The organism is Halomonas sp. H2 (assembly GCF_050215315.1).
In the GTDB taxonomy this organism is placed as follows: domain Bacteria; phylum Pseudomonadota; class Gammaproteobacteria; order Pseudomonadales; family Halomonadaceae; genus Vreelandella.
Genome location: NZ_CP189760.1, coordinates 1,447,552 through 1,474,001, shown reverse-complemented (window position 1 = coordinate 1,474,001; position 26,450 = coordinate 1,447,552). Strand labels below are relative to the sequence as shown.

The 26,450-nt window shown below is 54.4% G+C and carries 30 protein-coding genes, 1 other RNA gene and 1 pseudogene; 10 read left to right on the top strand and 22 right to left on the bottom strand.

Annotated elements, in window-relative coordinates:
• Window positions 1-20: 20 nt before the first annotated feature.
• The 3 genes from rsmH to rsmI all read right to left on the bottom strand — a co-directional run bounded on the left by rsmH (window position 21) and on the right by rsmI (window position 2,293).
• The gene (gene rsmH, locus ACQE2I_RS06765; protein ID WP_427030729.1) at window positions 21-977 is read right to left on the bottom strand and encodes a 16S rRNA (cytosine(1402)-N(4))-methyltransferase RsmH; all 957 of its coding nucleotides are present in this window, start codon (window positions 975-977) and stop codon (window positions 21-23) included.
• Window positions 978-1,044: 67 nt separating this feature from the next.
• Window positions 1,045-1,403: RNase P RNA component class A (gene rnpB / locus ACQE2I_RS06760), an RNA gene on the bottom strand.
• A gap of 32 nt (window positions 1,404-1,435) precedes the next feature.
• Complete coding sequence (gene rsmI / locus ACQE2I_RS06755; RefSeq protein WP_427030728.1) at window positions 1,436-2,293, bottom strand: 16S rRNA (cytidine(1402)-2'-O)-methyltransferase; 858 nt, start codon at window positions 2,291-2,293, stop codon at window positions 1,436-1,438.
• Between the two features lie 133 nt (window positions 2,294-2,426).
• On the opposite strand from rsmI, the gene ACQE2I_RS06750 reads away from it, so the two are divergent.
• The 4 genes from ACQE2I_RS06750 to ACQE2I_RS06735 all read left to right on the top strand — a co-directional run bounded on the left by ACQE2I_RS06750 (window position 2,427) and on the right by ACQE2I_RS06735 (window position 5,589).
• Window positions 2,427-3,932 carry a penicillin-binding protein activator gene (locus ACQE2I_RS06750; protein WP_427030727.1) on the top strand — a complete coding sequence of 502 codons (1,506 nt, stop codon included), beginning with the start codon at window positions 2,427-2,429 and terminating at the stop codon, window positions 3,930-3,932.
• Entirely contained in the window at window positions 3,922-4,293 is a 372-nt protein-coding gene (locus tag ACQE2I_RS06745) for a YraN family protein (RefSeq protein WP_427030726.1), read from the top strand. The genes ACQE2I_RS06750 and ACQE2I_RS06745 overlap by 11 nt, the downstream gene beginning before the upstream one ends.
• A gap of 50 nt (window positions 4,294-4,343) precedes the next feature.
• Window positions 4,344-4,934: a phosphoheptose isomerase gene (locus tag ACQE2I_RS06740; protein WP_113268164.1), complete on the top strand. Its 591-nt coding sequence runs from the start codon at window positions 4,344-4,346 to the stop codon at window positions 4,932-4,934.
• 82 nt (window positions 4,935-5,016) lie between these two features.
• Window positions 5,017-5,589 carry a BON domain-containing protein gene (locus ACQE2I_RS06735; RefSeq protein WP_427030724.1) on the top strand — a complete coding sequence of 191 codons (573 nt, stop codon included), beginning with the start codon at window positions 5,017-5,019 and terminating at the stop codon, window positions 5,587-5,589.
• Window positions 5,590-5,833: 244 nt separating this feature from the next.
• Here the strand turns inward: ACQE2I_RS06735 and ACQE2I_RS06730 are convergent.
• From ACQE2I_RS06730 to zapE, 9 genes and pseudogenes are all read right to left on the bottom strand, one after another.
• A pseudogene (locus ACQE2I_RS06730) lies at window positions 5,834-7,161 on the bottom strand (IS1182 family transposase); the annotation flags it as partial.
• 123 nt (window positions 7,162-7,284) lie between these two features.
• Window positions 7,285-7,818, bottom strand: a complete 534-nt coding sequence (locus tag ACQE2I_RS06725; protein WP_427030722.1) for a ClpXP protease specificity-enhancing factor — start codon at window positions 7,816-7,818, stop codon at window positions 7,285-7,287.
• A gap of 68 nt (window positions 7,819-7,886) precedes the next feature.
• Complete coding sequence (gene sspA / locus ACQE2I_RS06720; RefSeq protein ID WP_427030720.1) at window positions 7,887-8,513, bottom strand: stringent starvation protein SspA; 627 nt, start codon at window positions 8,511-8,513, stop codon at window positions 7,887-7,889.
• A 150-nt stretch (window positions 8,514-8,663) separates the two neighbouring features.
• Window positions 8,664-9,431, bottom strand: coding sequence for a cytochrome c1 (locus ACQE2I_RS06715; RefSeq protein ID WP_427030719.1), 768 nt, complete (start codon window positions 9,429-9,431; stop codon window positions 8,664-8,666).
• Window positions 9,431-10,690 (bottom strand): cytochrome b, encoded by a 1,260-nt coding sequence (locus ACQE2I_RS06710; RefSeq protein ID WP_427030718.1) that lies wholly within the window; start codon window positions 10,688-10,690, stop codon window positions 9,431-9,433. Before ACQE2I_RS06710 ends, ACQE2I_RS06715 begins: the two co-directional genes overlap by 1 nt.
• Window positions 10,690-11,289, bottom strand: a complete 600-nt coding sequence (gene petA, locus ACQE2I_RS06705) for a ubiquinol-cytochrome c reductase iron-sulfur subunit (RefSeq protein WP_427030717.1) — start codon at window positions 11,287-11,289, stop codon at window positions 10,690-10,692. Before petA ends, ACQE2I_RS06710 begins: the two co-directional genes overlap by 1 nt.
• A gap of 209 nt (window positions 11,290-11,498) precedes the next feature.
• The gene (rpsI, locus tag ACQE2I_RS06700) at window positions 11,499-11,888 is read right to left on the bottom strand and encodes a 30S ribosomal protein S9 (RefSeq protein WP_008958669.1); all 390 of its coding nucleotides are present in this window, start codon (window positions 11,886-11,888) and stop codon (window positions 11,499-11,501) included.
• Window positions 11,889-11,901: 13 nt separating this feature from the next.
• The gene (rplM, locus tag ACQE2I_RS06695; RefSeq protein ID WP_427030716.1) at window positions 11,902-12,330 is read right to left on the bottom strand and encodes a 50S ribosomal protein L13; all 429 of its coding nucleotides are present in this window, start codon (window positions 12,328-12,330) and stop codon (window positions 11,902-11,904) included.
• 181 nt (window positions 12,331-12,511) lie between these two features.
• Window positions 12,512-13,708, bottom strand: a complete 1,197-nt coding sequence (zapE, locus tag ACQE2I_RS06690) for a cell division protein ZapE (RefSeq protein WP_427030715.1) — start codon at window positions 13,706-13,708, stop codon at window positions 12,512-12,514.
• Window positions 13,709-13,916: 208 nt separating this feature from the next.
• On the opposite strand from zapE, the gene ACQE2I_RS06685 reads away from it, so the two are divergent.
• The gene (locus tag ACQE2I_RS06685; protein ID WP_427030714.1) at window positions 13,917-14,375 is read left to right on the top strand and encodes a YhcB family protein; all 459 of its coding nucleotides are present in this window, start codon (window positions 13,917-13,919) and stop codon (window positions 14,373-14,375) included.
• A gap of 54 nt (window positions 14,376-14,429) precedes the next feature.
• Here ACQE2I_RS06685 and ACQE2I_RS06680 read toward each other — a convergent pair whose 3' ends face one another.
• Window positions 14,430-15,191 (bottom strand): Nif3-like dinuclear metal center hexameric protein, encoded by a 762-nt coding sequence (locus tag ACQE2I_RS06680; RefSeq protein ID WP_427030712.1) that lies wholly within the window; start codon window positions 15,189-15,191, stop codon window positions 14,430-14,432.
• A 128-nt stretch (window positions 15,192-15,319) separates the two neighbouring features.
• Here ACQE2I_RS06680 and ACQE2I_RS06675 point away from each other — a divergent pair, with 128 nt between their 5' ends.
• Window positions 15,320-16,594 (top strand): Do family serine endopeptidase, encoded by a 1,275-nt coding sequence (locus tag ACQE2I_RS06675; RefSeq protein WP_427030710.1) that lies wholly within the window; start codon window positions 15,320-15,322, stop codon window positions 16,592-16,594.
• A 61-nt stretch (window positions 16,595-16,655) separates the two neighbouring features.
• Here the strand turns inward: ACQE2I_RS06675 and hisD are convergent, their stop codons facing one another.
• The 9 genes from hisD to ACQE2I_RS06630 form a co-directional block, all read right to left on the bottom strand.
• Entirely contained in the window at window positions 16,656-17,996 is a 1,341-nt protein-coding gene (gene hisD / locus ACQE2I_RS06670; protein ID WP_427030709.1) for a histidinol dehydrogenase, read from the bottom strand.
• Between the two features lie 13 nt (window positions 17,997-18,009).
• Complete coding sequence (gene hisG, locus ACQE2I_RS06665; RefSeq protein ID WP_308319866.1) at window positions 18,010-18,663, bottom strand: ATP phosphoribosyltransferase; 654 nt, start codon at window positions 18,661-18,663, stop codon at window positions 18,010-18,012.
• 28 nt (window positions 18,664-18,691) lie between these two features.
• A complete protein-coding gene (gene murA, locus ACQE2I_RS06660) occupies window positions 18,692-19,954 on the bottom strand; it encodes a UDP-N-acetylglucosamine 1-carboxyvinyltransferase (RefSeq protein WP_427030708.1) in 1,263 nt (420 codons plus the stop codon).
• A gap of 10 nt (window positions 19,955-19,964) precedes the next feature.
• Window positions 19,965-20,216: a BolA family protein gene (locus ACQE2I_RS06655; RefSeq protein ID WP_427030707.1), complete on the bottom strand. Its 252-nt coding sequence runs from the start codon at window positions 20,214-20,216 to the stop codon at window positions 19,965-19,967.
• Between the two features lie 95 nt (window positions 20,217-20,311).
• A complete protein-coding gene (locus tag ACQE2I_RS06650; protein WP_427030706.1) occupies window positions 20,312-20,650 on the bottom strand; it encodes an STAS domain-containing protein in 339 nt (112 codons plus the stop codon).
• Window positions 20,647-21,258: an MlaC/ttg2D family ABC transporter substrate-binding protein gene (locus ACQE2I_RS06645; protein WP_427031398.1), complete on the bottom strand. Its 612-nt coding sequence runs from the start codon at window positions 21,256-21,258 to the stop codon at window positions 20,647-20,649. Before ACQE2I_RS06645 ends, ACQE2I_RS06650 begins: the two co-directional genes overlap by 4 nt.
• Window positions 21,259-21,345: 87 nt before the next feature.
• Entirely contained in the window at window positions 21,346-21,810 is a 465-nt protein-coding gene (mlaD, locus tag ACQE2I_RS06640; RefSeq protein WP_427030705.1) for an outer membrane lipid asymmetry maintenance protein MlaD, read from the bottom strand.
• A 16-nt stretch (window positions 21,811-21,826) separates the two neighbouring features.
• Window positions 21,827-22,627 (bottom strand): lipid asymmetry maintenance ABC transporter permease subunit MlaE, encoded by an 801-nt coding sequence (gene mlaE, locus ACQE2I_RS06635; protein ID WP_427030703.1) that lies wholly within the window; start codon window positions 22,625-22,627, stop codon window positions 21,827-21,829.
• Between the two features lie 18 nt (window positions 22,628-22,645).
• Entirely contained in the window at window positions 22,646-23,467 is an 822-nt protein-coding gene (locus ACQE2I_RS06630; RefSeq protein ID WP_427030702.1) for an ATP-binding cassette domain-containing protein, read from the bottom strand.
• A gap of 318 nt (window positions 23,468-23,785) precedes the next feature.
• On the opposite strand from ACQE2I_RS06630, the gene ACQE2I_RS06625 reads away from it, so the two are divergent.
• Genes ACQE2I_RS06625 through lptA form a run of 4 tightly spaced genes read left to right on the top strand, consistent with a single transcriptional unit; the run spans window position 23,786 to window position 26,445 of the window.
• Window positions 23,786-24,772 (top strand): KpsF/GutQ family sugar-phosphate isomerase, encoded by a 987-nt coding sequence (locus ACQE2I_RS06625; RefSeq protein ID WP_427030701.1) that lies wholly within the window; start codon window positions 23,786-23,788, stop codon window positions 24,770-24,772.
• Window positions 24,773-24,817: 45 nt separating this feature from the next.
• Window positions 24,818-25,360 (top strand): KdsC family phosphatase, encoded by a 543-nt coding sequence (locus tag ACQE2I_RS06620; protein ID WP_427030699.1) that lies wholly within the window; start codon window positions 24,818-24,820, stop codon window positions 25,358-25,360.
• Window positions 25,361-25,930 (top strand): LPS export ABC transporter periplasmic protein LptC, encoded by a 570-nt coding sequence (gene lptC / locus ACQE2I_RS06615; RefSeq protein WP_427030698.1) that lies wholly within the window; start codon window positions 25,361-25,363, stop codon window positions 25,928-25,930.
• Between the two features lie 11 nt (window positions 25,931-25,941).
• On the top strand, window positions 25,942-26,445 hold the full coding sequence (lptA, locus tag ACQE2I_RS06610; protein ID WP_427030697.1) for a lipopolysaccharide transport periplasmic protein LptA: 504 nt from the start codon (window positions 25,942-25,944) through the stop codon (window positions 26,443-26,445).
• Window positions 26,446-26,450: the final 5 nt, after the last annotated feature.

The following is a 26,450-nucleotide window of genomic DNA, read 5'->3' as shown; positions in this document are numbered from 1 at the left end:
AATCCGTAATAACACCGTGATTACATCCGTTTGCGTGCAGCCCGCATGACAGCACTTCGTGAACGTGGGTTTGCATCCACTTCTTGCTCGCTCGGCCGTTGACCTTTGCCGAGCGCCTCAAGACGTCGATTCAACTGATCGTCACGGATAGGCACACCGCGCGGCAGATGGGTATCGCCGCGGACATGATGGCGAATAAAGCGCTTCACGCGGCGGTCTTCCAGCGAGTGAAAACTGATGACAACTAAATGCCCGCCCGGGGCCAGCGCCTCAAGCGCCGCATCGAGCGCACTATCTAATTGCTCTAACTCACCATTGACGAAAATACGTAACCCTTGGAATGCTTTAGTTGCCGGGTGACGGCCCTTCTCCCAGGCCGGGTGAGCTACTTTCAGCACTTCGGCCAAGTCCACTGTATGCGTAAACGGCTTTTCGACCCGACGGGTAACCACAGCACGAGCTAGGCGCTTGGCATAGCGCTCTTCGCCATAGGTTTTAAATACGTAGGCAATATCTGCTTCACCAGCCCGGGCCAGAAAGTCAGCCACGCTCTGCCCTTGGGTGGGATCCATACGCATATCCAGCGGGCCATCGCGCATAAAGCTAAAACCGCGCTCTGGGTCATCAAGCTGAGGGGAAGACACGCCTATATCCAACAGCACCCCTGAAAGCTTACCGAATACGCCCTGCTCGCGCGCATAGTCGCCGAGCTGGGCAAATTCACACTGGGTAATCTGGAAGCGTGGGTCGTCAATTTCTGCTGCCGCAGCAATCGCCTGAGGATCACGATCCATGGCGAGTAGCTGGCCTTGATTACCAAGACGATCAAGAATTACCCGCGAGTGGCCACCTCTCCCGAAAGTGCCATCTAGATAGACACCCTGAGCATCGTGAATCAAGGCATCGACAGCACCCTCCAGTAGTACGCTGGTATGGCGAAAGCGGGAAGCAACCTGTTCAGCGTCAGGAGAAGGCATTTTTTTCTCACACAAGATAATAGAGACAACATAGTAAAGAGCGTGCAAGCACGCCCTGGTATGGAAATGGGGGAGTCGGCCGATAAGCCGGGTTCTGTCGTGGACAGCCATTCCTCTAGGCGCTGCGTTACCACAGCGCTCAAGCAACCTACCCGGACCCAGCGCGGGCCACGCCATTGGGTCCCTATTTGGTCTTGCTCCGAGTGGGGTTTACCATGCCACGCACTGTTGCCAGGCGCGCGGTGCGCTCTTACCGCACCCTTTCACCCTTACCGGCCCCGAGGGGCTTAGGCGGTCTACTCTCTGCTGCACTTTCCGTCGGCTCGCGCCGCCCAGGCGTTACCTGGCACTCTGCCCTATGGAGCCCGGACTTTCCTCCCCCAACACCTTTTAAGGGGTATCAGCGGCGACTGTCTGGCCAACTCCGGCGGCAAGCATACCAGCGCCCTCGACTAGCCTCAATGCTCACCTTTAATTGCTTGCAAACGCGCGTACCAGACTTGCTTACGCCCCCCGAGCATTCGCGCCGCAATCGCAGCCCCCTGTTTCACGCCCACACCCTCTGCCAGCAGTGCCGTTAACAAGCCATCCGCAGAGATATCTTGATGCTCACTCTGCTCAACCGGTGGGGCGCCGGCCACGATCACCACAAACTCACCTCGCGCTTGATTGGGATCAGTAGCTAACTGCTCAAGCAACGACTCGGGCGTACCATGCAGAAAAGTTTCAAACGTTTTAGTCAGCTCGCGGGCCAACACCACATCGCGCCCGGGCATTTGCTCCTGAAGCGCCTCTAATGTGTGCACAATACGGTGAGGAGACTCATAAAACACCAGCGTCTCTTCTCGCGCTTTCCAACCCTCAAGCGCTTGTCGTCGAGCCCCTGGCTTAGCAGGTAAAAATCCACCAAATACAAAACGGTCAGTCGGCAAGCCTGCGCCTGATAGGGCCGTAATCAATGCACAGGGGCCGGGGATCGGCACAATATGACGATTGCGCGCCCGTAACTCGCGAACCAACACAAACCCAGGATCACTAATTAACGGTGTTCCTGCATCGCTGATCAGCGCAATATCCTCGCCAGCGGCAAGATAACTATCCAAGCTATCAACACGCCGCGCCTCATTATGCTCATGCAATGAGAGCATGGGTTTATTAATCCCCAAATGCGCCAACAGGCGCCCGCTGTGGCGTGTATCTTCCGCCGCGATTCGCGTTACTTGCCCCAATACCCGAGCAGCACGCGCGGTTAAGTCGTCCAAATTCCCAATTGGCGTGGCAACCACGTACAATGTGCCTGGACTCTGATGTGTCATTATTGACTCTCAATTCGTTGATGGCTCTAGATTCGTTGATGGCTTGCTCTGCTGTTGCGCTATGCTTGTGCAGTGGCCTCGTCAATCGCTGGCAAGCAGCGAAAACGTCAAATGGAAACTGAAGGAAGGATACATGAAACAGTCATTACGTGGCTTACTCGCCGCTGCCCTCGTGGCATTTCTGGTTGCGGGCTGTGCGATGCAGTTGCCTAGTGTGGTGGATCGCGTACCCGATGAAGATCCTGGGCAATTACTGAGCCAAGCGGAGCAACAAGCCCCAGAACAGGCCGCTAAAACACGCCTGGAAGCCGCCAGCATTCTGGCTCGTCAAGGCGAGCGTGGAGACGCTTTTGCAACGGCCGATGCGATCGATGAAAGCCTTTTATCAGAAGAGAACCGCGTGCGCTGGGCGCTGCTGTTTTCTGAACTCGCCCGCGCACTAGACGAGCCACGCGCGGTACTGCGTGCCACGCAGGTGCTGGACGATGAGCTGCCAATGCAGGCTAACCAACAAGAAACGCTGGCAGAGCGTCAACGCTGGGCCCGCGAAACGCTCGATCAACCCCGCGCGGTCAGTGTCGCACTGCCTGAACTTGAGGGTCAGCCAATACGCCGCATTGTGGTCGCTTTGCCTGAATCAGGCCCGCTTAGCAGCGTCGCCAACACTATCGCCACCGCTATGCGTCAGCACCATGATGTGAAAGGCGACAACGTCGAATTAAGCTTCCTGGATGCCTCGCGCTTCTCATTGGATGAACTTTACGACCGCGCCCAGCAGATGAATGCTCAGCTAGTCATCGGCCCGCTTGATAAAAGCCAAGTTACCCAGTTAGAGCAGCGCGATAGCGTGCCACTGCCTACCCTGGCGCTCAATTATGGTAGCGGCGACAGCAACCAGGCCCAGCGCCTTTTCCAATATGGCCTCTCGGCTGAAGATGAAGCGCGCCAAGCTGCTCGCCGCGCCTGGCAGGATGGCCACCGCCAAATGTCGATGATGGTTCCCGATAACGGCTGGGGTCGCCGTGTTGGCGAAGCGTTCTGGAATGAATGGCAGGGCCAAGGCGGCGACATTACTAACGCCGTACGCTACAACCCTGACAGCTCCGTTTCCAATGCCGTCAAAACCGCTCTCAGCGTCAGCGGAGAGCGCGCTCGGTTAAGCAATATTGACGCCCTCTTCCTGCTCGCTTTGCCAGAGTACGCGCGCCAAGTGCCGCCGACGATGGATTACTACTATGCGCCTAATCTACCCATCTACGCCACGTCGCACTTACACGAAGGCCGCCTGCAAACTCGCCTTGACCAAGATCTCAACGAGGTAATGTTTGTCGATATCCCCTGGAAGATTCCTGAAGCCGCCGTTGGTGGCGAAGATGTCCTGCCGTTTGCATCGACTTACCAGAGTTTACGCGACGAGTCCGGCGCCTCCATGTTCCGCCTGATGGCGATGGGCGTTGATGCTTACGAGCTGGCGATCAGGTTCTCCAACCTCGCTGAACTTGACGGCTTGAATGGCAGCACTGGCACGCTATATTTAAGCGACGATGGACGTATTTACCGTGAACTGCCCTGGGCAAAATTCCAAAACGGCACTCCATCGCCCATCCTAACCCCCAACCTGGGCAACAGTGACGAATAACGCTCAAACCGCGCGCGCGCGTGGCGCCGCCATTGAGCACATCGCTGCTCAATGGCTTGGCCAGCAGGGGCTTACCCTCATCACGCAGAACCATCATGTGAAGGGAGGTGAGCTTGACCTGGTGATGCGAGATGGCGATATTCTTGTCTTTATTGAGGTCAAGCATCGCACCACAACGCGCTATGGGCATCCTTTAGAGACCGTCACCTACCAGAAGCAGCAGCGCTTGGTACGTGCAGCGAGGCTATATTTAGCCCGCGACGGGGATTCATCGCCCTGCCGCTTTGATATTCTGGCGATTACTGGCAAGCCACCCAATCTTGATTTTCAATGGGTGAAAGCTGCTTTTGATGCCTTTTGACTGTTTTGTAAAAACCGTCTTCAACACTCCAATTCAACCAGGAAGCCCTGATGGATTTTCAAGCTCGAATACTCGGTCACTTCAACGCTAGCATCGACACCAAGACTTATGCCAGCGAGGTCCTACCGCCCTTTATTGAAGTGGCGAGCCAAATGATGGTGCAGTGCCTTGTCAGCGAAGGGAAAATTCTTACCTGTGGCAATGGTGGCAGCGCAGGCGATAGCCAGCACTTCTCCTCTGAACTACTCAACCGCTTCGAGCGTGAGCGGCCTAGCCTTCCTGCCCTGGCATTAACAACCGATACCTCCACGTTAACTTCAATTGCTAACGACTATAGTTACAACGAAGTGTTCTCTAAGCAAATACGCGCCTTGGGACAGCCGGGCGATGTGCTACTGGCGATATCTACCAGCGGCAACTCGGGCAATATTGTGCAAGCCATCCAAGCCGCACACGATCGTGATATGACCGTGGTTGCGCTTACCGGTCGCGATGGCGGCGATATGGCGTCGCTGTTAGGGCAAGATGACTGTGAAATTCGCGTTCCCGCCACTTCGACGGCACGCATTCAAGAAGTTCACCTCTTGGTGATTCACTGTTTGTGCGATCTTATTGATGAACAACTGTTTGGTAGCGCCTAATAACTTTATTAAAGCGCTACCCAGCATTATGTTCTTAAACTGAACATTTTACTTTAACTGCTAGCACCAAGGAGCCATACCGATGACCCAGCACCTCTCCTCTCGCGGCCTAATGGCCGCCGCCCTCTGCGCGGTAATTTTTATCAGCGGCTGCGCCAACAATTCAGCCTCCAATCAGTCTAACTATGCCCAGCGTAGCGACGATGTCGAAGCCGTCGACACCACGATAGAACGTGAAGTTGAAAACGCCCTGGAGCGCGCTGATGCCCGCCTAGGCGATGCGCGCATTCGGGCACATAGCTTTAATGGCGTTGTGCTACTAGTGGGTCAAGTACCTAGCGAAGAGTTGCGTGACTTGGCTGGGGAAGTCACCGGCAATTTGCGTGGCGTTAGTGAAGTCCATAACGAGCTCACCATTGCCGCCCGCCTTCCAGCCAGCCAGCGCCTGACCGACACATGGCTAACCACCAATGTCGTCAGCCACTTGGCAACCAACGACCATATCGACTCATCAAAAATAAAGGTAACCACCGAAAACGCTAGCGTTTACCTGATGGGAATCGTTACCCGCGAAGAGGCTGACCGCATTGTCAACGCAGCTTCCGCCGTCGGCGGCGTACAGCGCATTGTAAAAGTATTTGAATATCTCGACTAAGCGGCTCAGTAGAGTCTAACCGTACTGACTAAAAAGCCTCGCTCAATGAGCGAGGCTTCAGGCTGCTGACGAACCCACCGATTTCGGTGGGTTCGTTGCTTTCAGAGCATGCCCACATCCGCCGACTTGCTAACGACCATATCGAGCGTTCTCTGATTATCCTCGGGCATGATGCCCCCTGATAAGCCATATGAGCCCTCAGGTGACGTAAAAACACGTAAAAAAACCGGCGCCAACGCGCCTGCGCGATCTTCTTGAGGTTTTGGCACGCTGCGGCCAGCAGACATTGCTCTTTGACACGTGCCAGCCCTCTCATTCGTGCATAGCGATGCCCGTGCAACTGTTTGGCATCGGCGAAGCTGCGCTCCACCGTCTCCTTGCGTCGCTTGTAGAGCTTTTTGCCGGGCTCGGTCAGTCGCCGGGCATCGACCCGATCCTTGTCGTCCTGCCACACGTGCCGCGTGACCGTTTTCATCTGCCTGGCGTTGCGTGTACAGGTATCGAGCCGAGGACAACCGCGGCAGATCTCAGGATCGCTGCGATAGTGGCGGTAGCCATTTCGATCCGTCGTGGCGTAGATCAGCGATTGACCTTCCGGGCACTGATAGGTGTCGGTGGCCGCGTCGTAGGTGAAGGCGCGCTTGGGAAGATAGCCCTTGAGTTTACTGGGGCGGCGATAGCCGATGACGCCATAGAGACCACGCTCCTCCAGCCCACGGCAGATAGCTGCCGTAAAGTAACCGGCGTCGAGACCCACACCGATCGGATCAAGGCCGAAGCGCTGGCACTGATGATCGAGCCGCGCCAGGTAAGGCACGCTATCGTGCACACTGGCCGGGGTGACATGGGTATCGGTAATAATGGCGTGTTTGCCGTCGACCGTGCGGTGATCCAGATAGAAGAAGCCCGTCGGCTTGCCATCACGCACCATGTAGCCGCTATCGGGGTCGGTCAGGCTGATCTTCTTTTCTACGGTGGCCGGTGTCTCGACACGCGGCGTCAGGGCTTTTTTCCGTGTCGGGCGCGGTCCTCCTCGACCGCCACATCCAGTGCGTCCAGATAGTCCCGTGCCGTCGTCTCGACTTCTTGCCGCTCGAAGCGGTGCTTGTTGGCATTGGCCTTGAGATGCGTGCTGTCGGTATAGAGTACTTCGCCGCCCACCAGACCCTGTGCCATGGCCTGCTCGACCACCGTATCGAAAATCTCCTGGTGAATCGTGCTGTCGGAGAAACGGCGGCGCCGGTTCTGACTGATCGTCGAGGCGTCGGGTACCTTGTCAGTCAAGCGCAAGCCGAGAAACCAGCGGTAGGCGACGTTGACCTGAATCTCACGCATCAACTGGCGCTCGCTTCGAATACCGAACAGGTAACCGATAAACAACGCCTTGAAGAGCAGTACGGGGTCGAGCGCGGGACGGCCGTTATCGGTACAGTAGAGATGACGCACTCGGTCGCGGATAAAGCTGAAGTCGAGCGCAGCCTCGATCTGACGCAGCAGATGGTTCGATGGCACGAGTTCTTCGAGCGTTACCATCTCAAGCTCGTGCTGATGTGGGGAAGGGTCTTTAAGCATATCGGCCACCACGGAAAACGATCTACCTATAAAAACAAAACCCTGACCGAAGGGCCAGGGTTTTGTCAGCAGTCTGAACCCTCGCTCAATGAGCGAGGCTTTTGTATAAAACAGCCAAGATAATTATTTAACCACTCGCAGAGTTGGCTTTTTCTTCGTCTTACCCTCTCCTTGAGCACCTTCTCCAGCAGCTTCCTTCGACGCCTGCGATTTTTTACCTTGCTCGGGAACTGACTCCGTGACCGTTAGCTCTGGCCTGGCTGAGGGCTCTGGCTTGGAGCTCCCCTGAGGTGACGACTGATCTTCGTCCTCAATATCACCAAAGGAATCAGCGGCATCACCCAGATCAGGCTCATGACCAAAGACCATTCCAGCGCCGTTTTCCCGAGCATAAATAGCAATTAGGGCCGAGGTGGGAATCATCACTTGCATAGGCTGCCCGCCAAAGCGCGCATTAAAGCCTATCGCCTGATTCTCCATGAATAGATCGCGCACGGCAGTCGGCGCCACATTCAAAACGATCTGGCCATTTTGAATAAACTGGCGAGGCACTTCGACTCCAGGCATGGTGGCGTCCACCACCAGATGAGGCGTTAGCTCGTTATCCAATAGCCACTCATAAAGTGCTCGGGCGAGATAGGGGCGACTCGATTTCATCTAGGCTCCCTCCTCCTAACAAGTAAGGCTCCTTGCGTTTATTAAGCACACAGGAGCCCAAATGAATGTTAAGCGCGCATCTCTTTTTCACGCTCGCTTAAAGATGCCTTAAACGCTTCGCGCTCGAATACTCGCTCCATATAGGCCAGCAACGGCTTAACCTGTTTTTCGGGCAGCTCGATGTTGAGCTCCGGCAAACGCCACAGAACAGGCGCTAAACAGCAGTCTACTAAGGTAAATTCTTCGCTCATGAAGTAAGGCATATCTTCAAATATCGGCGATATACCAACCAGGCTTTCACGCAACTCTTTGCGCGCTTTATCGGCCTCCTTCTTTCCACCGCTACGAATTTGATCAACCATTGGGCACCACTCACGCTCGATACGGTGCATCCACAGGCGGCTTTGCGCGCGCGCTACTGGATAAACAGGCAACAGCGGAGGATGCGGGAAACGCTCATCCAAGTACTCCATCATGACTTTGGACTCATAAAGCACCAAGTCACGATCTAACAGCGTTGGTACGCTGTTGTACGGGTTGAGGTCTGCCAGCTCTTCCGGTGGTTTTTCGTCGAGAACATCAACGATATCGACGGCAACCCCCTTCTCGGCCAGCACAATGCGCACACGATGACTGAAATGATCATCACTACCAGAGTAAAAGATCATCGACGACCGCTTGGCCACAACACCCATGAAAGCATCCTCACATCAAAACAATCTTGGATAATAACACGCCAGCACTCCCTTAGGGGAAGCTAGCTTGCTTTGCTTTTGTTGCCATGCTGACAAGCAAAAGGCGCACGGCTTATGCCGTGCGCCTTACTGACCATCAGCTTCTACTAATTAGTGGATATCTCGCCAGTACTCACGCTTGAGCAGGTAAGCAATCACACCAAAAATGAAAATAAAGATCAGCACTTTAGGCGCTACTGCCTGGGCCTGAAGCTTAGAAGGCTCACCTACATATGCCAGGAAGTTGGTCAGGTCATACACTGCTTCCTCAAACTCAGCGGGTTCGAGCTCACCAGGCTGCGTGACTTGCAGCACATCACAAGACTGATACTTGCCCGACAGCGCATCCGGCTCTTGACCCTCAACCGGGTGATCGGTTTCAGCACAGACCAGTTCTTGCACACCTTGCAGCGGTTCCAACACGTTAGGCATCGCTACCAAATCAAATACCGTGTTGTTAACACCCGTAGGACGGCTAGGATCTTTGTAGAAACCGAGCAAATACGAATAGATCCAATCGGTTCCACGCACACGCGTTTTCAGCGATAGGTCGGGCGGCGGTGCGCCAAACCAGCTTTCAGCGTTGCCACTGTCCATCGCAATGTGCATTTGATCGTTATATGCCAGATCTGATGAGAAAATCAGATTTTCTTCGATCAAATCCCGGGGTATCCCAATGTCGTCCGCTGCACGGGAAAAGCGCTGATACTCAAGCGAGTGGCAGCCCATGCAGTAGTTAACATAAAGCTTCATGCCATTTTGCAGCGAGGCTTGATCGTGCAGATCAGGATCCATCGAGTGAGGCACACTTGCGCCCCCGGCAGCCATCGCGGTTACTGGCACTAAGGCGAAAAGGAGTCCAAATAGATGCTTTTTCATTAGCCAGTCACCCTTTCCGGAACGGGTTTAGTCTTCTCCAGCTTGGTGTAGATCGGCATCAAGACGAAGAATGCGAAATAAATGACGGTGCACGTCTGCGCCAGCATGGTTCGCCCTGCAGTTGATGGCAGTACACCCAAAACACCGAGAATAACGAAGCTGATGGCAAACAGCAGCAGCATCACTTTCGACATCCAGCCTTTATACCGCATAGAGCGCACCGGGCTGCGATCCAGCCAAGGCAGGACAAACAGTATGGCAATCGCGGCGCCCATAAATATAACGCCCAGGAACTTAGCATCTAAGCCGAACACCGAGAAGGTGATTGCGCGAAGAATGGCGTAGAACGGCGTCATATACCAAACGGGCGCTATGTGATCAGGCGTTTGCAGCGGGTTCGCTGGATCAAAGTTTGGCTTCTCAATAAAGTAGCCACCGCCCTCAGGGAAGTAGAACACCACCACGCAGAACACAAACAGGAACACAGCGACGCCAACAAGGTCTTTAACCGTGTAGTAAGGGTGAAAGGGAATTCCGTCTAACGGTTTACCGGTTTCATCCTTCTTCTGCTTGATATCAATACCGTCTGGGTTGTTAGAACCCACTTCATGCAGAGCAATAATATGCAGCACGACAAGCGCCAAAATAACGATCGGCAAGGCAACCACATGCAGAGCAAAGAAACGGTTAAGGGTAATGCCTGAAATCAAAAAGTCACCGCGTACCCACTGTGCTAAATCCGGACCGATGGCTGGAATTGCCGAAAACAGCGAGATAATAACCTGGGCCCCCCAGTAGGACATTTGCCCCCACGGCAGCAGATAACCCATAAAGGCTTCTGCCATCAGCACCAGATAAATCGTCATACCAAAGACCCACACTAGCTCGCGGGGGGCTTTGTAAGAACCGTACAACAGACCACGGAACATATGCAGATAAACGACGAGAAAGAAGGCTGAGGCACCGGTGGTGTGCATATAGCGAATTAACCACCCCCACTCAACATCGCGCATGATGTACTCAACGGAATCAAATGCGCCTTCAGCCGAGGGATTAAAGCTCATGGTCAACCAAACCCCGGTAAGGATCTGGTTAACCAGCGCTAGCAACGCTAATGAGCCAAAAAAGTACCAAAAGTTAAAGTTTTTCGGCGCGTAGTATTTAGATAGGTGCTCTTGCCACATTTGCGTAGCAGGAAAGCGATCATCTACCCAACGCATGATGCCCTTTTCCGCCTTGGCTTTATTCGGATTACCCATTAGGCACTCTCCTCATCTTCGCCGATGACAATGATATTGTCATTCTCAAAGCGGTAGGGTGGAACCTCAAGGTTGATCGGCGCGGGAACATTACTAAACACGCGACCCGCCAAGTCAAAACGGGAGCCATGACAAGGACAGAAAAAACCACCCGGCCAGTTATCAACGCCGACACCCTCTGCGTCAGGCTCGGGCCGGAAAAGCGGTGAACAGCCCAGGTGCGTACAAATGCCAATCAATACGCCAATTTCGGGACGGATCGAGCGCAAGCCACCCTCAATATAGGCAGGCTGCTGCGGCACTTCAGAATCCGGATCTGCCAAGCTGTCCGCGCCTAGTGCTTCAGTACGCTCAATCATCTCTGGAGTGCGATTGATAATCCATATAGGACGACCACGCCATTCGACGGTCATGCGCTGCCCAGGTTCAAGCCTCGAAATATCCGCTTGAACGGGAGCACCCGCCGCTCTTGCCCTGGCACTAGGCTGCCAAGAAGCCACAAAGGGGACCGCAACCCCGACAGCACCTACCGCACCCACTACGGAGGTGGCGCCTACGAGGAAACGGCGTCGGCCTTTGTTTACGCCGTTATCTGCCATTTCAGGTTTCTCCCATCAGCTTACCCGTTCCGCCGCAAAGTCGTCTCGCAGCGACGAATATTAAATACGCTCTATGGTAAAAAAACAAAGCGCTATGCACAAGAACAACCGCCCGTGACCATAGTGGTACGAGCAATATAATTTTTTGATATTGCAATAAAAAGCGCCCAGGTCGGTGACCTGGGCGCTTTGCCGCATAGCGTTGAAAATTAACGCTTAGAGAACTGCGGACGACGACGTGCTTTGCGCAGGCCGACTTTCTTACGCTCAACTTGACGTGCATCACGCGTTACGTAGCCAGCGGCACGTAGCGAAGGACGCAGATCTTCGTTGTAGTTCATCAGGGCACGGGTAATACCGTGACGAATGGCGCCTGCTTGTGAAGAGCCACCGCCGCCAGCGACAGTGACAAAAATGTCAAACTGGCTCAGCGTTTCTGTTAGCTCAAGCGGCTGACGAACAACCATACGACCTGTTACACGACCAAAATAGAGGTCGAGGTCTTGGTTATTGACAGTAATTTTGCCAGAGCCCGGCTTCATAAACACGCGAGCGGTGGAAGTCTTGCGGCGCCCGGTACCGTAATACTGCTGTGTCATGGCGAAGATTTCCTCAGATGTCTAGTTCAAGCGGCTGTTGGGCAGCATGCGGATGCTCGGCACCGGCGTACACTTTTAACTTAGCGTACATGGCACGACCCAAAGGACCTTTCGGCAACATGCCTTTAACGGCTGATTCAATAATACGCTCGGGCGCATGATCAAGCATTTTGTCGAATGTCATAGAGCGCAGACCGCCCGGGTAACCAGTGTGGCGGTAGTAGGTTTTAGCCTTCGCCTTATTACCAGTTACGTGGACTTTCTCTGCGTTGATAACAACAATGTAGTCGCCGGTATCAACGTGAGGGGTAAATTCGGGCTTATGCTTGCCGCGCAGGCGACGAGCAATCTCGGTTGCCAGGCGACCGAGCGTTTTGTCCTTAGCGTCGACAACATACCAGTCGCGCTGGACGGACTGCGGCTTAGCACTGAACGTCTTCATGGATAAAATCACCAGATTAAATGTATTGGGTGACCCACACCGTTACACGGCGGAGCACCATCCCTATTCTTTTTGGTTGCTCACTTCACAAGCAACATGCAGCGAGGCGGCATTCTACAGCAAGCCTACTGACAAGTTAAGCCGTATCGTGACTTTTTTACTTGCCTTGGACTGGACACGCTTAAGGCTTATGAGCTAACGCCAGGTACTCTTTAGACTGCATTTCCTGTAGGCGAGAAAGCGTACGCTGAAATTCAAACGCCAGCTTTCCATCGCTATAGAGTTGTTCAATCGGCACTTCCGCGGACATCAGTAGCTTTACCCCGCGATCATAAAATTCATCCACCATGTTAATGAACCGGCGCGCCTGATCATCTTGTTTGGCGTCCATACGTATTACATTGGAAACCAACACCGTATGGAATTCCCGAGCCAACTCAATGTAATCATTTTGACTGCGCGGCCCATCGCAAAGCTCAGAAAACTCAAACCACGCCACGTCATCGTGCAAACGGCGAGCTTTTAACACCCGGTGGTTCACCTCTAGCGACGCATATGCTTCGCCCTCATGCCCCGCTATAGCCCGAAAGCTGCGCGAAAGCTCATGCTCGGCCGCCTCATCAAGGGGTGAGTGAAAGATTGCAGCGCGCTCCAGCGCACGCAATCGGTAATCAACGCCTGAATCAACATTGACCACATCACAGTGGCGATTGACAAGCTCAATGGCAGGCAAAAAGCGGGCGCGCTGCAGACCATTTTTATACAGATCATCTGGCACGATATTGGAGGTCGTCACAAGTACCACACCGCGCTCAAATAGGGCTTCAAGCAGATTGGCAAGAATCATGGCATCGGTAATATCTTTAACGAAAAACTCATCAAAGCAGATGACCCGTGCTTCGGTGGCAAACTTACCGGCAATCAGTGTTAACGGATTTTTTTCACCCTTGTAGTGAATTAGCTCGTTATGAACGCGCTGCATAAAACGGTGAAAATGAGTGCGCATTTTGTCGGAAAAGGGCAAGGCTTCATAAAAGGTATCGACTAGGTAAGTCTTGCCACGCCCTACCCCGCCCCAAAAATATAGCCCCTTAACTTGAGGCAAGGCAGGCCCCCCAGGCGATGAGGACTTCTTACTCATAAACCCCGCCATTTTGGCTTTTAAGCCTTTATGCAGACCTTTATTAGCGACCAAAGCTTTGGGAACAGTCGTAGGCGCGGCGACAAGCTCATCGTAAAGCCGCTGAAGATGCTTTACCGCCAACTCCTGGGCGGCATCATATTGAAAATCAGCGCGCTCCAAGTCCGCCCGATAGCGCTCTATAGGCGATGCAGGGCGTGTCTTTATCGCCGCCCCACCCGCAGATATTGATGACATGCACTCGCCTCCCACAGCTTATAAGGCAGCTGCCAGCACAACCACTGGCAACCTTAAGAAGGCTGTGATTATACCTATAGAGACATCTAAGCGCATGAGTGGATTGACCCAACCGGCTGACTGACGCCTATAATAGCAGCCTGTTCGATTCTTAAGCTGCTAGCCAATGCAGCCTAACTGTTATATTCAAGGCGCCAGGGAGAACACTGTGGACGCGAGCTCACCATTAACGTTTGCCATAATCGGGTTTATTGTCGGCCTGATCGTTGGAGCGGTCGCTTATCGGCTCTTCAGCAAGAGCCAGCGCGAGGCTGCCTCCATGCGTCAAAAGCTACTCGAAAGAGAGCATCAAATTGCAGAAATGAAAAACAGCGTAGGCAGTCATTTAACGGGAATTTATCAGCGCCTCAGTAACATTCGCGATGAAGCCAATCAGCTGGAGCTGCAACTGAAAGAGGACTCTGAAGAGTGGGATATTCGTGATGCGGCTATTCAACCCAGCGTTGATTTCTCGAGTCTAAAATCAACCCAAGAGCAGCAAACGAAAGAGGACACTAGCACGCCGGCAACGCCCCGTGACTACGCGGATGGCAAGGGTGGCACGCTATCGGAAGACTTTGGCCTGAAAAGCAACGAGGCAGCGACACCGCAGCCACCGCGCTACTAAAGCAACGCGATACGCCCCGGCATCACGGCACGGCAAGCCGGGGCGCTTTAAGTGTTAAGCAGGATTATCAATATCGACAAAGCGGTGCTCGATATCGTACTCATCGCTTAGCCACTCGCCCATTGCCTGAACGCCATAACGCTCGGTAGCATGATGGCCCGCGGCAATATAGTGGATCCCCATTTCACGCGCCAAGTGCGTCGTTCGCTCCGATATCTCACCCGAAACAAATGCCTGCGCACCCGCCTCATAAGCGCTAGTGATCATATCCTGTGCGCCGCCGGTGCACCACGCAATACGCTCAATTTCTCCTACTTGGGGAGCCTCAATAACCAGTGGCTCGCGCTGCAAGGTGTGTGCCATTTGTGCTGCCAATACGTGGACCGAATGCGCTTGCGCTAGACGCCCTGACCATAAAAGCCCCTCCCCCAGCTCGCCATCAATACAGCCTTCAACTTTCCACCCCAGCCGCCTGGCCAACTCGGCGTTATTACCCATTTCTGCATGCGCATCTAGAGGTAAGTGATAAGCCAGCAAGCTAATATTGTTATCCAGCAGTGTTTTAATCCGCCTCTGCTTCATGCCAGTAATGGCAACCGGTTCATTTTTCCAAAAGTAGCCGTGATGCACCAAGACCATATCGGCCTGCCAAGCAACAGCTTCATCCAGCAGCGCCTGACAGGCAGTCACCCCGGTCATAATGCGTTTAACGTGGTCGCCACCCGCCACTTGTAAACCGTTAATGGTAAAATCTTGGAACTGGTTAGCACGCATCTGATGGTCGCAGGCCGCCACTAATTGGTCGCGGTGAATCATAGAAACTCCTTTGATGAGGTAATTGCAGCCGTGAGGAAGTAGCTAAGAAAGTGTTACCATAAAACCATTGTAAAACTCGCTTCATTTTATCGCGAACGGCAAGCCCGACCCGTTAAGGAATTTATTACATGCGACGCTATGTGCTGCCTTACTTATGGCCTGTTATCACTGGCGTACTAGTCGCTGTGTTGGTTTTATTTGCACTGCCCGAGCAGCTGTCCAACCCATTTCGTGATTCTGAGCCACAAACACCGGCGCCTGCCATCTCTCCAGCCCCCACTATTTCCACGGCGCCAGCCGTCGTCGCACCCAACCCTAATCGCCCTGCACCAGAAATTCATCAGGCTGCGCCACTTACCCGTGACCAAGGGCCTGCAAGCTACGCCCACGCCGTCGAGCAAGCCGCCCCTGCGGTCGTTAACATCTACTCGTCACGAATAGTTGAACGCGACCAGCACCCGCTGATGTCAGATCCTTTTTTCCAGCAGTTTTTTGACAATCAAAGCGATGACGCCACCACCCATCAGCGCATGCTATCAAGCCTCGGTTCTGGTGTTATTGTCAGTGAGGACGGCTACGTATTGACCAACCATCATGTCATTAATGGTGCCGATGAAATCCAGGTCGCGCTACGCGACGGGCGCGAAACACTTGCCGAAGTGATCGGCACTGACCCGGAAAGTGATTTGGCGGTACTTAGAATTGACCTGGATGACTTACCGGTCATTGAGCTAACCGACTCAGCCGATGTGGCGATAGGCGACGTAGCACTGGCGATTGGCAACCCTTTTGGCGTCGGCCAGACGGTCACCATGGGCATTATTAGCGCGACGGGACGCAATCATTTAGGGCTGAACGCTTACGAAGACTTTATTCAAACCGATGCAGCCATTAACCCAGGCAACTCAGGCGGTGCGCTGATTAATCCAGAAGGCGCGATGGTCGGCATTAATACCGCAATTTTCTCGCGCTCGGGCGGCTCTCAAGGCATCGGCTTCGCGATTCCCGCCAACCTGGCCCATAGCATTCTCGACGAAATAGTCACCCAGGGGCGGGTAATTCGTGGCTGGCTGGGCATTGAAGCGCAGGCACTATCCCGGGAATTGGCGGCTTCTTTTGGGTTGCAAACGCCCCAAGGTGTCATCGTGGCCGGCGTTGTCAGCGATGGTCCAGCGGCAAAAGCGGGGTTAGAGCCAGGCGATGTACTGCTTTCCGTTGATGGGCAGCCTATCTTGAACGCCCGCGCCACGATGAGCGAAATAGCCTCTATTCCACCCGGCACCTCGCTACCCCTCACCATCGTACGGAGTGGCGAGCGCATAGAGATGACACTAGAAGTCGGCGAGCGCCCACTACCCGCCATCCCGATTAACGAAGAGATGCCAGGCCAGCGCGACTCATAATGGCTACAAACACACCCAGCTAAGCACATCAGCGTGCTTGCGCTGGGCGTATTAGGGTGTATTAATCGCGAATACGGTATTCGGCTGAACGGGCGTGGGCAGTCAGCGACTCACCCCGCGCCAATACCGAGGCGATTTTACCCAGTTCAGAAGCACCGTCTGCAGAGCAATGGATAATCGAAGAGCGCTTCTGGAAGTCATAAACGCCCAGCGGTGAGGAGAAGCGTGCCGTACCTGAGGTGGGCAGTACGTGATTCGGCCCTGCACAATAGTCACCCAACGCTTCAGCGGTGTAGCGACCCATAAAGATCGCTCCTGCGTGACGAATATCATCCAGCCAAGTTTCAGGTTCGGCCACTGAAAGCTCCAGATGCTCTGGGGCAATCCGGTTAATCATGGTCACGGCTTGCTGAGCGTCCTGGCAGTGAATCAGTGCACCGCGGCCGCGCAACGACTCACGCACAATCTCCTCACGCTCTAAGCTAGGCAGTAGCCGCTCGATGGCCGCCTCAACGGCATCCAAGTGCTCAGCATCCCAACTTACCAAAATAGCCTGAGCGTCTTCGTCGTGCTCCGCCTGGGAGAAGAGGTCCATTGCCAGCCAGTCAGGGTCGGTTTTGCCATCGGAAACGATCATTATTTCCGAGGGGCCGGCGATCATATCAATGCCTACTTGGCCAAACACTGCACGCTTGGCCGTAGCAACATAAATATTGCCAGGGCCAACGATTTTATCGACCCTAGGCACGCTTTCAGTGCCGTAGGCGAGCGCAGCGATCGCCTGGGCACCACCGATCGTGAACACATAGTCGACACCCGCCAAATGGGCCGCCGCCAGCACCAGCTGGTTTAATACGCCATCCGGCGTGGGCACAACCATGACTATTTCGCGCACTCCCGCCACATGGGCGGGTATCGCATTCATCAGCACCGAAGATGGGTAGGCCGCTTTGCCGCCGGGAACATAGATACCGGCACGATCAAGCGGGGTTACTTTTTGCCCGAGCACCGTGCCATCGGCCTCTTGGTACTGCCAGGAGTTCGGCTTTTGACGCTCGTGGTAGCGCTTAATCCGCTCGGCGGCGCTGGATAGCGCTTCGCGCTGCTTAGCGGGCAAGCTATCAAACGCTTGCTTCAACTGCTCTGGCGTTAACTGCAGCTCGCCCATGTGCGTGGCAGTGAGTCGATCGAAACGATTGGTGGCTTCGATCACTGCCGCATCGCCACGTTGCTTTACGCTGGCAAGAATTTCTTCCACACGCGCCTGAACGGCTTTATCAGACACTCCTTCCCAGTCTAAAAGCACATCTAAGCGATGGTTAAAATCTTCATCACCGGACGAAAGGCGTGAAATCATAGCGGTACTTTGATCATTATTGAGTTCACTTATCGGATCGCTCATGGGTCATCTCACATCATTCGGCAAGCTGTGTCTGGCGCTTTCGAACCGCACTTTCTAAACGGGCCAATAACGGCTTAATGCGATCATGCTTCATCGTCATGGCGGCTTTATTCACCACCAGCCGGGTGCTGATATGGGCGATAAGCTCGCGGGGCTCCATACCATTCGCCCGCAGGGTATTACCGGTATCAACAATATCGACAATCTCATCAGCCAAATTCATCAAGGGCGCAAGCTCCATGGCCCCGTAGAGCTTAATGACTTCCGCCTGGATGCCCTGCTCAGCGTAGTAGCGGCGCGCCACATTAACGAACTTAGTTGCCACACGACGCCGGGCATGCGCTGGCAACTGCCCGGTAACGCCCGCAGTCATTAACTTACAACGGGCAATCTCCAGGTCTAGGGGCTCGTAGAGGCCCTCGGCACCATGCTCGAGCAGCACGTCTTTACCCGCGATACCGACGTCAGCAGCACCCAGTTGAACGTAAGTGGGTACATCCGTAGCGCGAATAATCACCAGCTTTACGTCGGGCAAGTTAGTATCAAACAGCAGCTTACGGCTTTTACTCAGGTCTTCAGCGGGCGTTATGCCCGCGTCCGCGAGTAGTGGCAGCGTTTCTTCAAGAATACGGCCCTTCGAGAGGGCTAAAATCAGTTGCTTACTCATCAAATAGGCCAGTGGTTAGTAGCTTGGCTTAGCCAGGAATACGGCGAATGCGCGCACCCAGCAGCTGCAATTTCTCTTCGATACACTCGTAGCCACGGTCAATGTGATAGATCCGATCTACCAGCGTCTCACCCTCGGCCATCATCGCCGCAATGACAAGCGAAGCGGAAGCGCGCAGGTCGGTCGCCATCACGGGCGCACCAGAAAGCTTCTCCACCCCTTCAATCAGTGCAGTGTTGCCTTCCAGTACAATATTAGCCCCCATGCGATTAAGCTCTTGAACGTGCATAAAGCGGTTCTCAAAAATGGTCTCAACCACTCGAGAATGCCCTACGGCTACTGCGTTCATGGCCACAAATTGCGCCTGCATATCGGTTGGGAAGGCAGGATAAGGCGCGGTGCGAATATTAACCGCCTTTGGTCGCTTACCGTGCATATCCAGGGCGATCCAGTCGTCACCGCTGGTAACGTCGGCCCCCGCCTCTTCCAGCTTGGCAATCACCGCTTCCAAAATATCTGCGCGAGTACGCTTAACCTTCACCCGCCCGCCGGTCATGGCGGCGGCAACTAAAAACGTGCCTGTCTCGATACGGTCGGGCATGACATCGTGTTCGCAGCCATGCAGCTTCTCAACACCTTCAATGGTGATGGTATCTGTGCCATGGCCGCTTATCTTGGCGCCCATTTTGATCAAGCACTGCGCCAAGTCGACAATTTCGGGCTCACGGGCGGCATTTTCTAAAATGGTCTTGCCATCGGCCAAGGTCGCCGCCATCAGCAGGTTTTCAGTACCGGTGACCGTTACGGTATCAAAGTAAATAGTCGCACCTTTAAGGCGATCATCAACCCGTGCGCGGATATAGCCAGCCTCAACGCGGATATCTGCGCCCATGGCTTCCAGCCCACGAATGTGCAAATCCACCGGTCGCGAGCCAATCGCACAGCCACCGGGAAGCGACACATCCGCTTTCCCAAAATGGGCGAGTAACGGCCCAAGCACTAGAATCGAGGCGCGCATTTTCTTAACTAATTCGTAGGGCGCGTGGCACTGGGTGACCTGAGAACCATCCAACTGAATGCTCATCTTTTCACCCATTACGGGCTCAACGCCCATACGCCCCAACAGTTCAAGCGTGGTGGTAATATCCTGCAGGTGAGGCAAATTACCAATAACCACCGGACCATCGGCCAGCAGACTGGCACACAGAATGGGCAACGCAGCATTTTTAGCACCGCTTGCCCATACTTCACCGTCGACTGACCCGTTGCCAGTAATGAGTAGCTTATCCATAGGGCGTCCGTTATTGGACGTTTTCCGGCGCAGTTTGCCACTGCGTCGGAGTAAACGTTTTAATGCTGATAGCGTGAAGTGCGCCAGAGGCGATCTCGTCGCTGAGCGCAGCGTAAACCAGCTGCTGACGTTTGACCGGAGAGAGACCTTCAAAGGCATCGCCAACCGCAATCACCTGAAAGTTACAGCCTTCACCCTGAATATGAAACTGGCATCCGCCGATTCGGGATTCAAGCAGTGCTTTTACCTCGTTGGGTTGCATGGCGCAGAAAACTCCTTTTGGGGTCTTGATAATCAATAAGCGTAAATAGGCACGATATAATAAAGAAAAGCAGCGCGCTTGGCGATGCTGCTGCTTTAAACAGCCAGGGCAACCGCCGGATGATCAATCAAATCATCCAGCTCCGCCAACGAGGCGAGCCGGCGCATAGGGGCTGAAAAGAGGATAGCCTCTACCTGGATGCCGCGCTGTCGGCAGATACGCAGCCATTCAAACAGCACGCTGATGGCAACACTGCTGGCTTTTTCGACGCGACTGAAATCCAATAAGACTGCCGCTAGCTCTGTGTAGTTGAGCCATTCAACGCCGCTGGCGGCCAAGTCGGCCGCCAGGGTTACCTCCACATCGCCAATAACCGTTAAAGCCGTACCTTCCACGCTAACGGTAACGCCAGGGTGCGAAAACAGCGTTGTCACGCATCGCCCCCCTGCTCTAATTCGTCAACACCTACTTCGGGGGACCAGCCTTCAATGACCGCGTCGTAATCGCGGTTATTATCACGCATGGCTTGATCGAACTGGTTACGGAACGTCAACCCCAGGTTGATGCCGTTAACGATAACATTGACCACCCGCCACTCGCCGTCTGAAAGCCGTAGACTGTAGCTCACAGGATACACTTGGCCGTTGTTAGCGACCACTTCCATGGCAACACTGGCTTGATCATCATGACGCTGAGATTGCTGAGCATCAAGAACACGCAGCTCGTTATAATCAAACGTCACTAACCCGCGCGTGTAGGTGTCAATGAGCGTTTGGCGAAACACACCGGCAAAGCGACTGCGCTGCTCAGGCGTGGCATTGCGGAAATAGCTACCCATAACGCTGGCACCGATATAGCGAAAATCCGCCACTTGATCGAGGTTGCTATCCACTAAGGTTTCAAGCTCACCCAAATTATCGGCGTAATAATCTTTTCGCCCTTCGAGATCGCCCATAAGCGACTCAACGTTGTCGCGAATCATCTCCTCTGGTGATTGCGACTGCGCCTGGGACTGCAGCGGCATTAATAACACCACCACCATGGTGGCAGCCAATAGCCAGCGACCCGACACTCTATTAATTCCATTCATAATCGTTATCTCCCTACCCGCCATCGTATTAGGTTGTGGTTAATTGCTTGCCATATTGGACACAAATTGCTGAATAAGTTCTTCCAGCACCAGCGCCGACTGGGTATCGCGTATCCTGCCACCGTCCTCCAGCATCTCAGGGTCGCCACCGACACTTATACCAATATACTGTTCACCCAATAGTCCAGCGGTCAGAATAGAGGCAATAGAGTCCCGCGACAGCTGGCCTTCAAGCTCGCTATCCAGGCTTAGCACCACCCGCGCATCATACCACTCGGTGTCTAGCTCAATCGCTTCTACCCGCCCCACTGTCACTCCGGCCATGGTGACGCGGGCACGCGGCTTGAGGCTGCCGATATTGGCAAAGTTGGCTTCTAGCTGAAACGATTGTGACGGTGCAGAGAGCGACACTCCACTCACACGCAGGCCTAGGAATACCAAGCCTAAAATGCCCGCGATCATAAACAGACCAACACCGAACTCCATGGTTTTACTGCGCTTCATGAAACTGCTCCACCCATTAAAGGCCGCCAAACATGACGGCAGTCAACATAAAATCAAGCCCCAATACTGCAAGCGACGAGTACACCACCGTGCGTGTGGTAGCGCGGGAAATACCTTCAGATGTTGGCACCAAATCATAGCCTTGGAATACCGCGATCCAAGTGACCACCAAGGCAAATACAGCGCTTTTGATCATGCCGTTACCAATGTCGTTAAGTAAGGAGACGTTGGCCTGCATGCCGCTCCAGTAAGAGCCTTCAAAAACACCCAGCCACTCAACGCCTACCAAGTAGCCGCCGTAAATACCCACCACGCTAAAACCCACCGTCAGAATCGGCAGCGAAACAAAACCTGCCCACAGGCGCGGGGCCACTACCCGGCGCAGCGGATCAACCCCGATCATTTCCATGCTAGTGAGTTGCTCGGTGGCTTTCATCAAACCTATTTCAGCCGTTAGCGCCGAACCAGCCCGGCCAGCGAAAAGCAGCGCGGCGACTACCGGCGCCAATTCACGCAATAGCGAAAGCGCCACCATCTGACCAAGCGCCTGCTCAGCACCGAAGTCGATCAAAATGGTATACCCTTGCAGCGCCAGCACCATGCCGATAAACAGCCCCGACACCAATACAATCGCTAACGACAGCACGCCAACAAAGTGCATCTGGTGCAACCATAGCCGCCAGCCTTCTCGGGATGGCACGCCAAGCGCCGATTGGAAAAGAAACACCCCTGCCCGGCCTAGCGCTTCCATTAAATCGCACCCTCTACGCCCCAGTCGGGCGATGCGTGCGGTGCTAGCGGAGAATTTTGACTGCATTGACCCTACCTTTTACATTTAGCCTATCTTGGCAATCGGGGCTTCACCCAGAATATCGTAATAAAACGCCTCGGCGGGATAGTGAAACGGCACCGGACCATCAGGCTCGCCATGAATAAACTGGCTAACCCGAGGGTCTTGGTTGGTATCCAAGGTTTGCGGCGTGCCATGAGCCACTACCTGGCCATCGGCAATTAAGTAGAGATAGTCCGCAATACTCAGCGTCTCTTTGATATCGTGAGAAACCACCACCGAAGTGAGTTGCAGCGCCTGGTTCAGGCGTTTAATCAGCTGTACCAGCACGCCCATCGAAATAGGATCCTGCCCGACAAAAGGCTCATCATATAAAATCAGTTCAGGGTCCAACGCCACCGCACGCGCTAGCGCTACCCGGCGCGCCATTCCTCCCGATAGTTCAGCGGGTGTTAATTGCCGCGCCCCGCGCAGGCCCACTGCCTGTAGTTTCAGCAACACCAGATCGCGCACCATGGTGTTGGGTAAGTCAGTATGCACGCGTAGCGGGAAGGCGACATTTTCAAACACATCTAAATCGGAAAATAGCGCGCCGCTTTGAAATAGCATCCCCATTCGTTTACGTAGCGTAAACAGCGCTTTGCGCGAAAGCCGGTGAACATCCTGACCATCGATCAGAACTCGCCCACGCTCTGGTGTTAGCTGCCCGCCAATCAGCTTGAGCAGCGTCGTCTTGCCGGTACCGCTGGGCCCCATGATTGCCGTTACTTTTCCGCGCGGGATGGTCATATTGACGCCACGAAAAATCTCGTGATCGCCACGTGAAAAATGGAGGTCTTCAATTTCTATAAAAGCAGCATCTGTCATGGATCAGTTAACTCTTAGCGAAGCGCAGCTAGGGCTGGCTATCATACCTTACTTGCCGCCATCACAGTTAAAAAACGGCGTTTCTAAAACATTATCGAACATTGTATTATAACGCCACACGACTAAGCGATTGAGTGTTCCTATTGATGAGCAAATTATTAGCCAAGCGGTCTTACCCAATCTCTAAGGCATCAGGGTCACCAATCTCAAGTAATGCCTATTCAAGTACTGTCTATTCAAGTACTGCCTATTAAGAGTGTCGAGATGTTATTCTTGGCAGCTAAAAATTTCATTTTTTAATCGTTAAGAGAAAACGCTATGCGCCAGCCTCTCGCTTCACCCAGCCCACTACGCGAAAGCGCACTGCGTACGCTGCAAATTGAGCAGGCAGCCATTGGTGGCCTTCAGGCCAAGCTAGACGAAAGCTTTGACCGCGCCTGCGAGCTGATCCTTGCCTGCCAAGGCCGCGTCGTTGTTACCGGCATGGGCAAATCGGGGCATATCGCTGGCAAACTGGCAGCGACGCTGGCCAGCACCGGCACTCCGGCTTTTTTTGTTCACCCCGGCGAAGCCAGCCACGGCGATTTAGGCATGATTACTCGTGCCGATGTGGTGTTGGCGCTATCGAATTCCGGCGAAACCGCCGAAGTTACCGCCCTACTACCGCTGCTAAAACGCTTAGGGACACCGCTGGTCAGCATGACCGGGCGACCCAACTCGACCCTTGCTAAGCACGCCGATGCTCACTTAAACAGCGGCGTGGAGCGCGAAGCCTGCCCGCTGGATTTGGCACCCACTAGCTCCACCACGGCAGCGCTTGCGCTGGGCGATGCACTAGCCGTGGCGCTGCTGGAAGCACGCGGCTTTACCGCAGAAGATTTTGCGCTTTCTCACCCGGGTGGCAGCTTAGGTAAGCGATTACTGCTACGCGTTAGAGACCTTATGCACGATGGTGCGCGGCTGCCCCAGGTCGCACTGGGCAGCCCACTGCGCGACGCGCTATTAGAAATTACCCGACAGGGCCTGGGCTTTACCTGCGTGGTAGATAGCGACGGTCGTTTGGCCGGGGTTTACACTGATGGTGATCTGCGCCGCACACTGGATCATTTCCATAATCTGCGCGACGTTCTGGTTGACGACGTCATGACCCGACCGGGCAAACGCATTGGCCCCGACATTCTGGCGGCCGAAGCGGTACGCATCATGGAAGAGAGCCGGATTACCGCGCTTGCGGTAGTTGACGAGCAGCAGCGCCCCGTCGGCGCGCTACATATGCATGACCTTCTCGCCAGTGGCGTGATCTAACACCGCTACCGCAAGACTTATTAAATTTAATGAAATGGAGGTTTTATGTCCCTACCGGCACCACTACTTGATCGACTCCGGCGCATTCGCCTGTTAGCGCTGGACGTTGACGGCGTACTCACCGATGGCCGCCTCTATTTCCAGGCTGACGGCATTGAAATTAAAGCGTTTCATACGCAGGACGGTCACGGCTTAAAACTACTTAAGCGTGTTGGCATTCATGTGGCACTGATCACCGGACGCGACTCCCCCATGGTTACCCAGCGCGCCGCCGCTCTCGGCATCGACCACGTTCATCAAGGCTGCGAAGACAAGCTTGCTACGCTACGCGGGCTGTGCCAGCGCTTGGATATTGAGCTGGAGCAAGTGGCCTATTGCGGCGACGATCTACCCGATCTTGCCGCCATCAAACGCTGCGGGGTGGGGGTTACCGTTCCCAATGCGCCGGACTATATGCACACCCATGCCGACTGGACAACAGAACGCCTGGGTGGCCACGGCGCCGTGCGCGAAATTTGCGACACGTTATTGGAATCTCAAGGGCACTGGGGCGCGGTGCTCGACACCTATCTGCACGGTCGGGCATAAATGTTGAAGCAGCTGAAAGTGCGCCTCTGGCTTGGCGGGCTAGTCATTGCGCTGGGCGCGCTGTTGGTATGGATAGACCCAGGTGGGCTTCAAGACACGGTCATCGATCCAGAAGCACAGGCCCAAGAACCCGGCCACGTACTGGAAAACGCGGGCATCACCCTGTTCGGGGATAATGGCAACGTCTTGCAGTCACTAACCACGCCACGCCTTATCCATACCCCCCAGCGTAGCGAAACCTGGATCGAAGAGCCTAGAGCAATACTCCATGACAACGAAGATCGCCAATGGCTGGCCAGCGCTGAGGTCGGTACGCTCAATACCCGCACCCAAGCTCTGCAGCTGTCGGGTTCAGCGCGCCTGATCGCTCCGGATGAGGGCTGGCAGCTAGATACCGAGCGGTTGCATTATGATGGTCTTAACCAACATGCGTGGAGTGAAACGCCGGTGTTGCTGCAGCAACCACCCCAGCAAATGCACGCTTCGCGTATGGATGTATGGCTAAACGAGAGCCAAGTTCGTTTAACTGATGATGTGCGCGGCACACACCCTCCAGCCGCGCAACGTTAATAGAGGTCACCATGAAAGCACTTATCTATACCGCTCTTTTTGCCCTTGCGGTGCCGCTGCCCGCGCTGGCTCAATCCAGCCCCTCACAACAGCAGGCGCCGGTAGAAGTTGAAGCCGACCAACTGGACCTTGATCAGCGCGCAGGGACTGCCGTTTACACTGGGGATGTCAATATTCGCCAAGGCGAGATGCAGCTGCGCGGTGAGCGGGTGGCAATTGAGCGCAACGAGGCGGGAGAGCTATCACGGGCGACATCCACCGGAGAACGCGCCTATGTACGTCATCAGCCTGAAGGCCAGGATGGCCCTACAGAAGGCTGGGCACGACGGATTATTTATCATGTCGCCGAGCGTCGCATTGAGCTAATCGACCAAGCCGAGCTGAATCAGCAAGAAGATACCTTCACCGGCGGGCGCCTTGAGTATTTTATCGATCGCGAAGTAATCCAAGCGCGCTCTGACGTTGAAGGCAGCGAGCCGCAGCGCATTCGCATGACCCTTCAGCCGGAACAATAGGAGCC

Excerpts from the sequence above, each read along its gene's own strand:
- rsmH (WP_427030729.1), bottom strand. The coding sequence starts at position 977 with ATGCCTTCTCCTGACGCTGAACAGGTTGCTTCCCGCTTTCGCCATACC.
- rsmI (WP_427030728.1), bottom strand. The coding sequence starts at position 2,293 with ATGACACATCAGAGTCCAGGCACATTGTACGTGGTTGCCACGCCAATT.
- ACQE2I_RS06750 (WP_427030727.1), top strand. The coding sequence starts at position 2,427 with ATGAAACAGTCATTACGTGGCTTACTCGCCGCTGCCCTCGTGGCATTT.
- ACQE2I_RS06740 (WP_113268164.1), top strand. The coding sequence starts at position 4,344 with ATGGATTTTCAAGCTCGAATACTCGGTCACTTCAACGCTAGCATCGAC.
- ACQE2I_RS06735 (WP_427030724.1), top strand. The coding sequence starts at position 5,017 with ATGACCCAGCACCTCTCCTCTCGCGGCCTAATGGCCGCCGCCCTCTGC.
- ACQE2I_RS06725 (WP_427030722.1), bottom strand. The coding sequence starts at position 7,818 with ATGAAATCGAGTCGCCCCTATCTCGCCCGAGCACTTTATGAGTGGCTA.
- sspA (WP_427030720.1), bottom strand. The coding sequence starts at position 8,513 with ATGGGTGTTGTGGCCAAGCGGTCGTCGATGATCTTTTACTCTGGTAGT.
- ACQE2I_RS06715 (WP_427030719.1), bottom strand. The coding sequence starts at position 9,431 with ATGAAAAAGCATCTATTTGGACTCCTTTTCGCCTTAGTGCCAGTAACC.
- ACQE2I_RS06710 (WP_427030718.1), bottom strand. The coding sequence starts at position 10,690 with ATGGGTAATCCGAATAAAGCCAAGGCGGAAAAGGGCATCATGCGTTGG.
- petA (WP_427030717.1), bottom strand. The coding sequence starts at position 11,289 with ATGGCAGATAACGGCGTAAACAAAGGCCGACGCCGTTTCCTCGTAGGC.
- rpsI (WP_008958669.1), bottom strand. The coding sequence starts at position 11,888 with ATGACACAGCAGTATTACGGTACCGGGCGCCGCAAGACTTCCACCGCT.
- rplM (WP_427030716.1), bottom strand. The coding sequence starts at position 12,330 with ATGAAGACGTTCAGTGCTAAGCCGCAGTCCGTCCAGCGCGACTGGTAT.
- zapE (WP_427030715.1), bottom strand. The coding sequence starts at position 13,708 with ATGTCATCAATATCTGCGGGTGGGGCGGCGATAAAGACACGCCCTGCA.
- ACQE2I_RS06680 (WP_427030712.1), bottom strand. The coding sequence starts at position 15,191 with ATGATTCACCGCGACCAATTAGTGGCGGCCTGCGACCATCAGATGCGT.
- ACQE2I_RS06675 (WP_427030710.1), top strand. The coding sequence starts at position 15,320 with ATGCGACGCTATGTGCTGCCTTACTTATGGCCTGTTATCACTGGCGTA.
- hisD (WP_427030709.1), bottom strand. The coding sequence starts at position 17,996 with ATGAGCGATCCGATAAGTGAACTCAATAATGATCAAAGTACCGCTATG.
- hisG (WP_308319866.1), bottom strand. The coding sequence starts at position 18,663 with ATGAGTAAGCAACTGATTTTAGCCCTCTCGAAGGGCCGTATTCTTGAA.
- murA (WP_427030708.1), bottom strand. The coding sequence starts at position 19,954 with ATGGATAAGCTACTCATTACTGGCAACGGGTCAGTCGACGGTGAAGTA.
- ACQE2I_RS06655 (WP_427030707.1), bottom strand. The coding sequence starts at position 20,216 with ATGCAACCCAACGAGGTAAAAGCACTGCTTGAATCCCGAATCGGCGGA.
- ACQE2I_RS06645 (WP_427031398.1), bottom strand. The coding sequence starts at position 21,258 with ATGGTGGTGGTGTTATTAATGCCGCTGCAGTCCCAGGCGCAGTCGCAA.
- mlaD (WP_427030705.1), bottom strand. The coding sequence starts at position 21,810 with ATGAAGCGCAGTAAAACCATGGAGTTCGGTGTTGGTCTGTTTATGATC.
- mlaE (WP_427030703.1), bottom strand. The coding sequence starts at position 22,627 with ATGCAGTCAAAATTCTCCGCTAGCACCGCACGCATCGCCCGACTGGGG.
- ACQE2I_RS06630 (WP_427030702.1), bottom strand. The coding sequence starts at position 23,467 with ATGACAGATGCTGCTTTTATAGAAATTGAAGACCTCCATTTTTCACGT.
- ACQE2I_RS06625 (WP_427030701.1), top strand. The coding sequence starts at position 23,786 with ATGCGCCAGCCTCTCGCTTCACCCAGCCCACTACGCGAAAGCGCACTG.
- ACQE2I_RS06620 (WP_427030699.1), top strand. The coding sequence starts at position 24,818 with ATGTCCCTACCGGCACCACTACTTGATCGACTCCGGCGCATTCGCCTG.
- lptC (WP_427030698.1), top strand. The coding sequence starts at position 25,361 with ATGTTGAAGCAGCTGAAAGTGCGCCTCTGGCTTGGCGGGCTAGTCATT.
- lptA (WP_427030697.1), top strand. The coding sequence starts at position 25,942 with ATGAAAGCACTTATCTATACCGCTCTTTTTGCCCTTGCGGTGCCGCTG.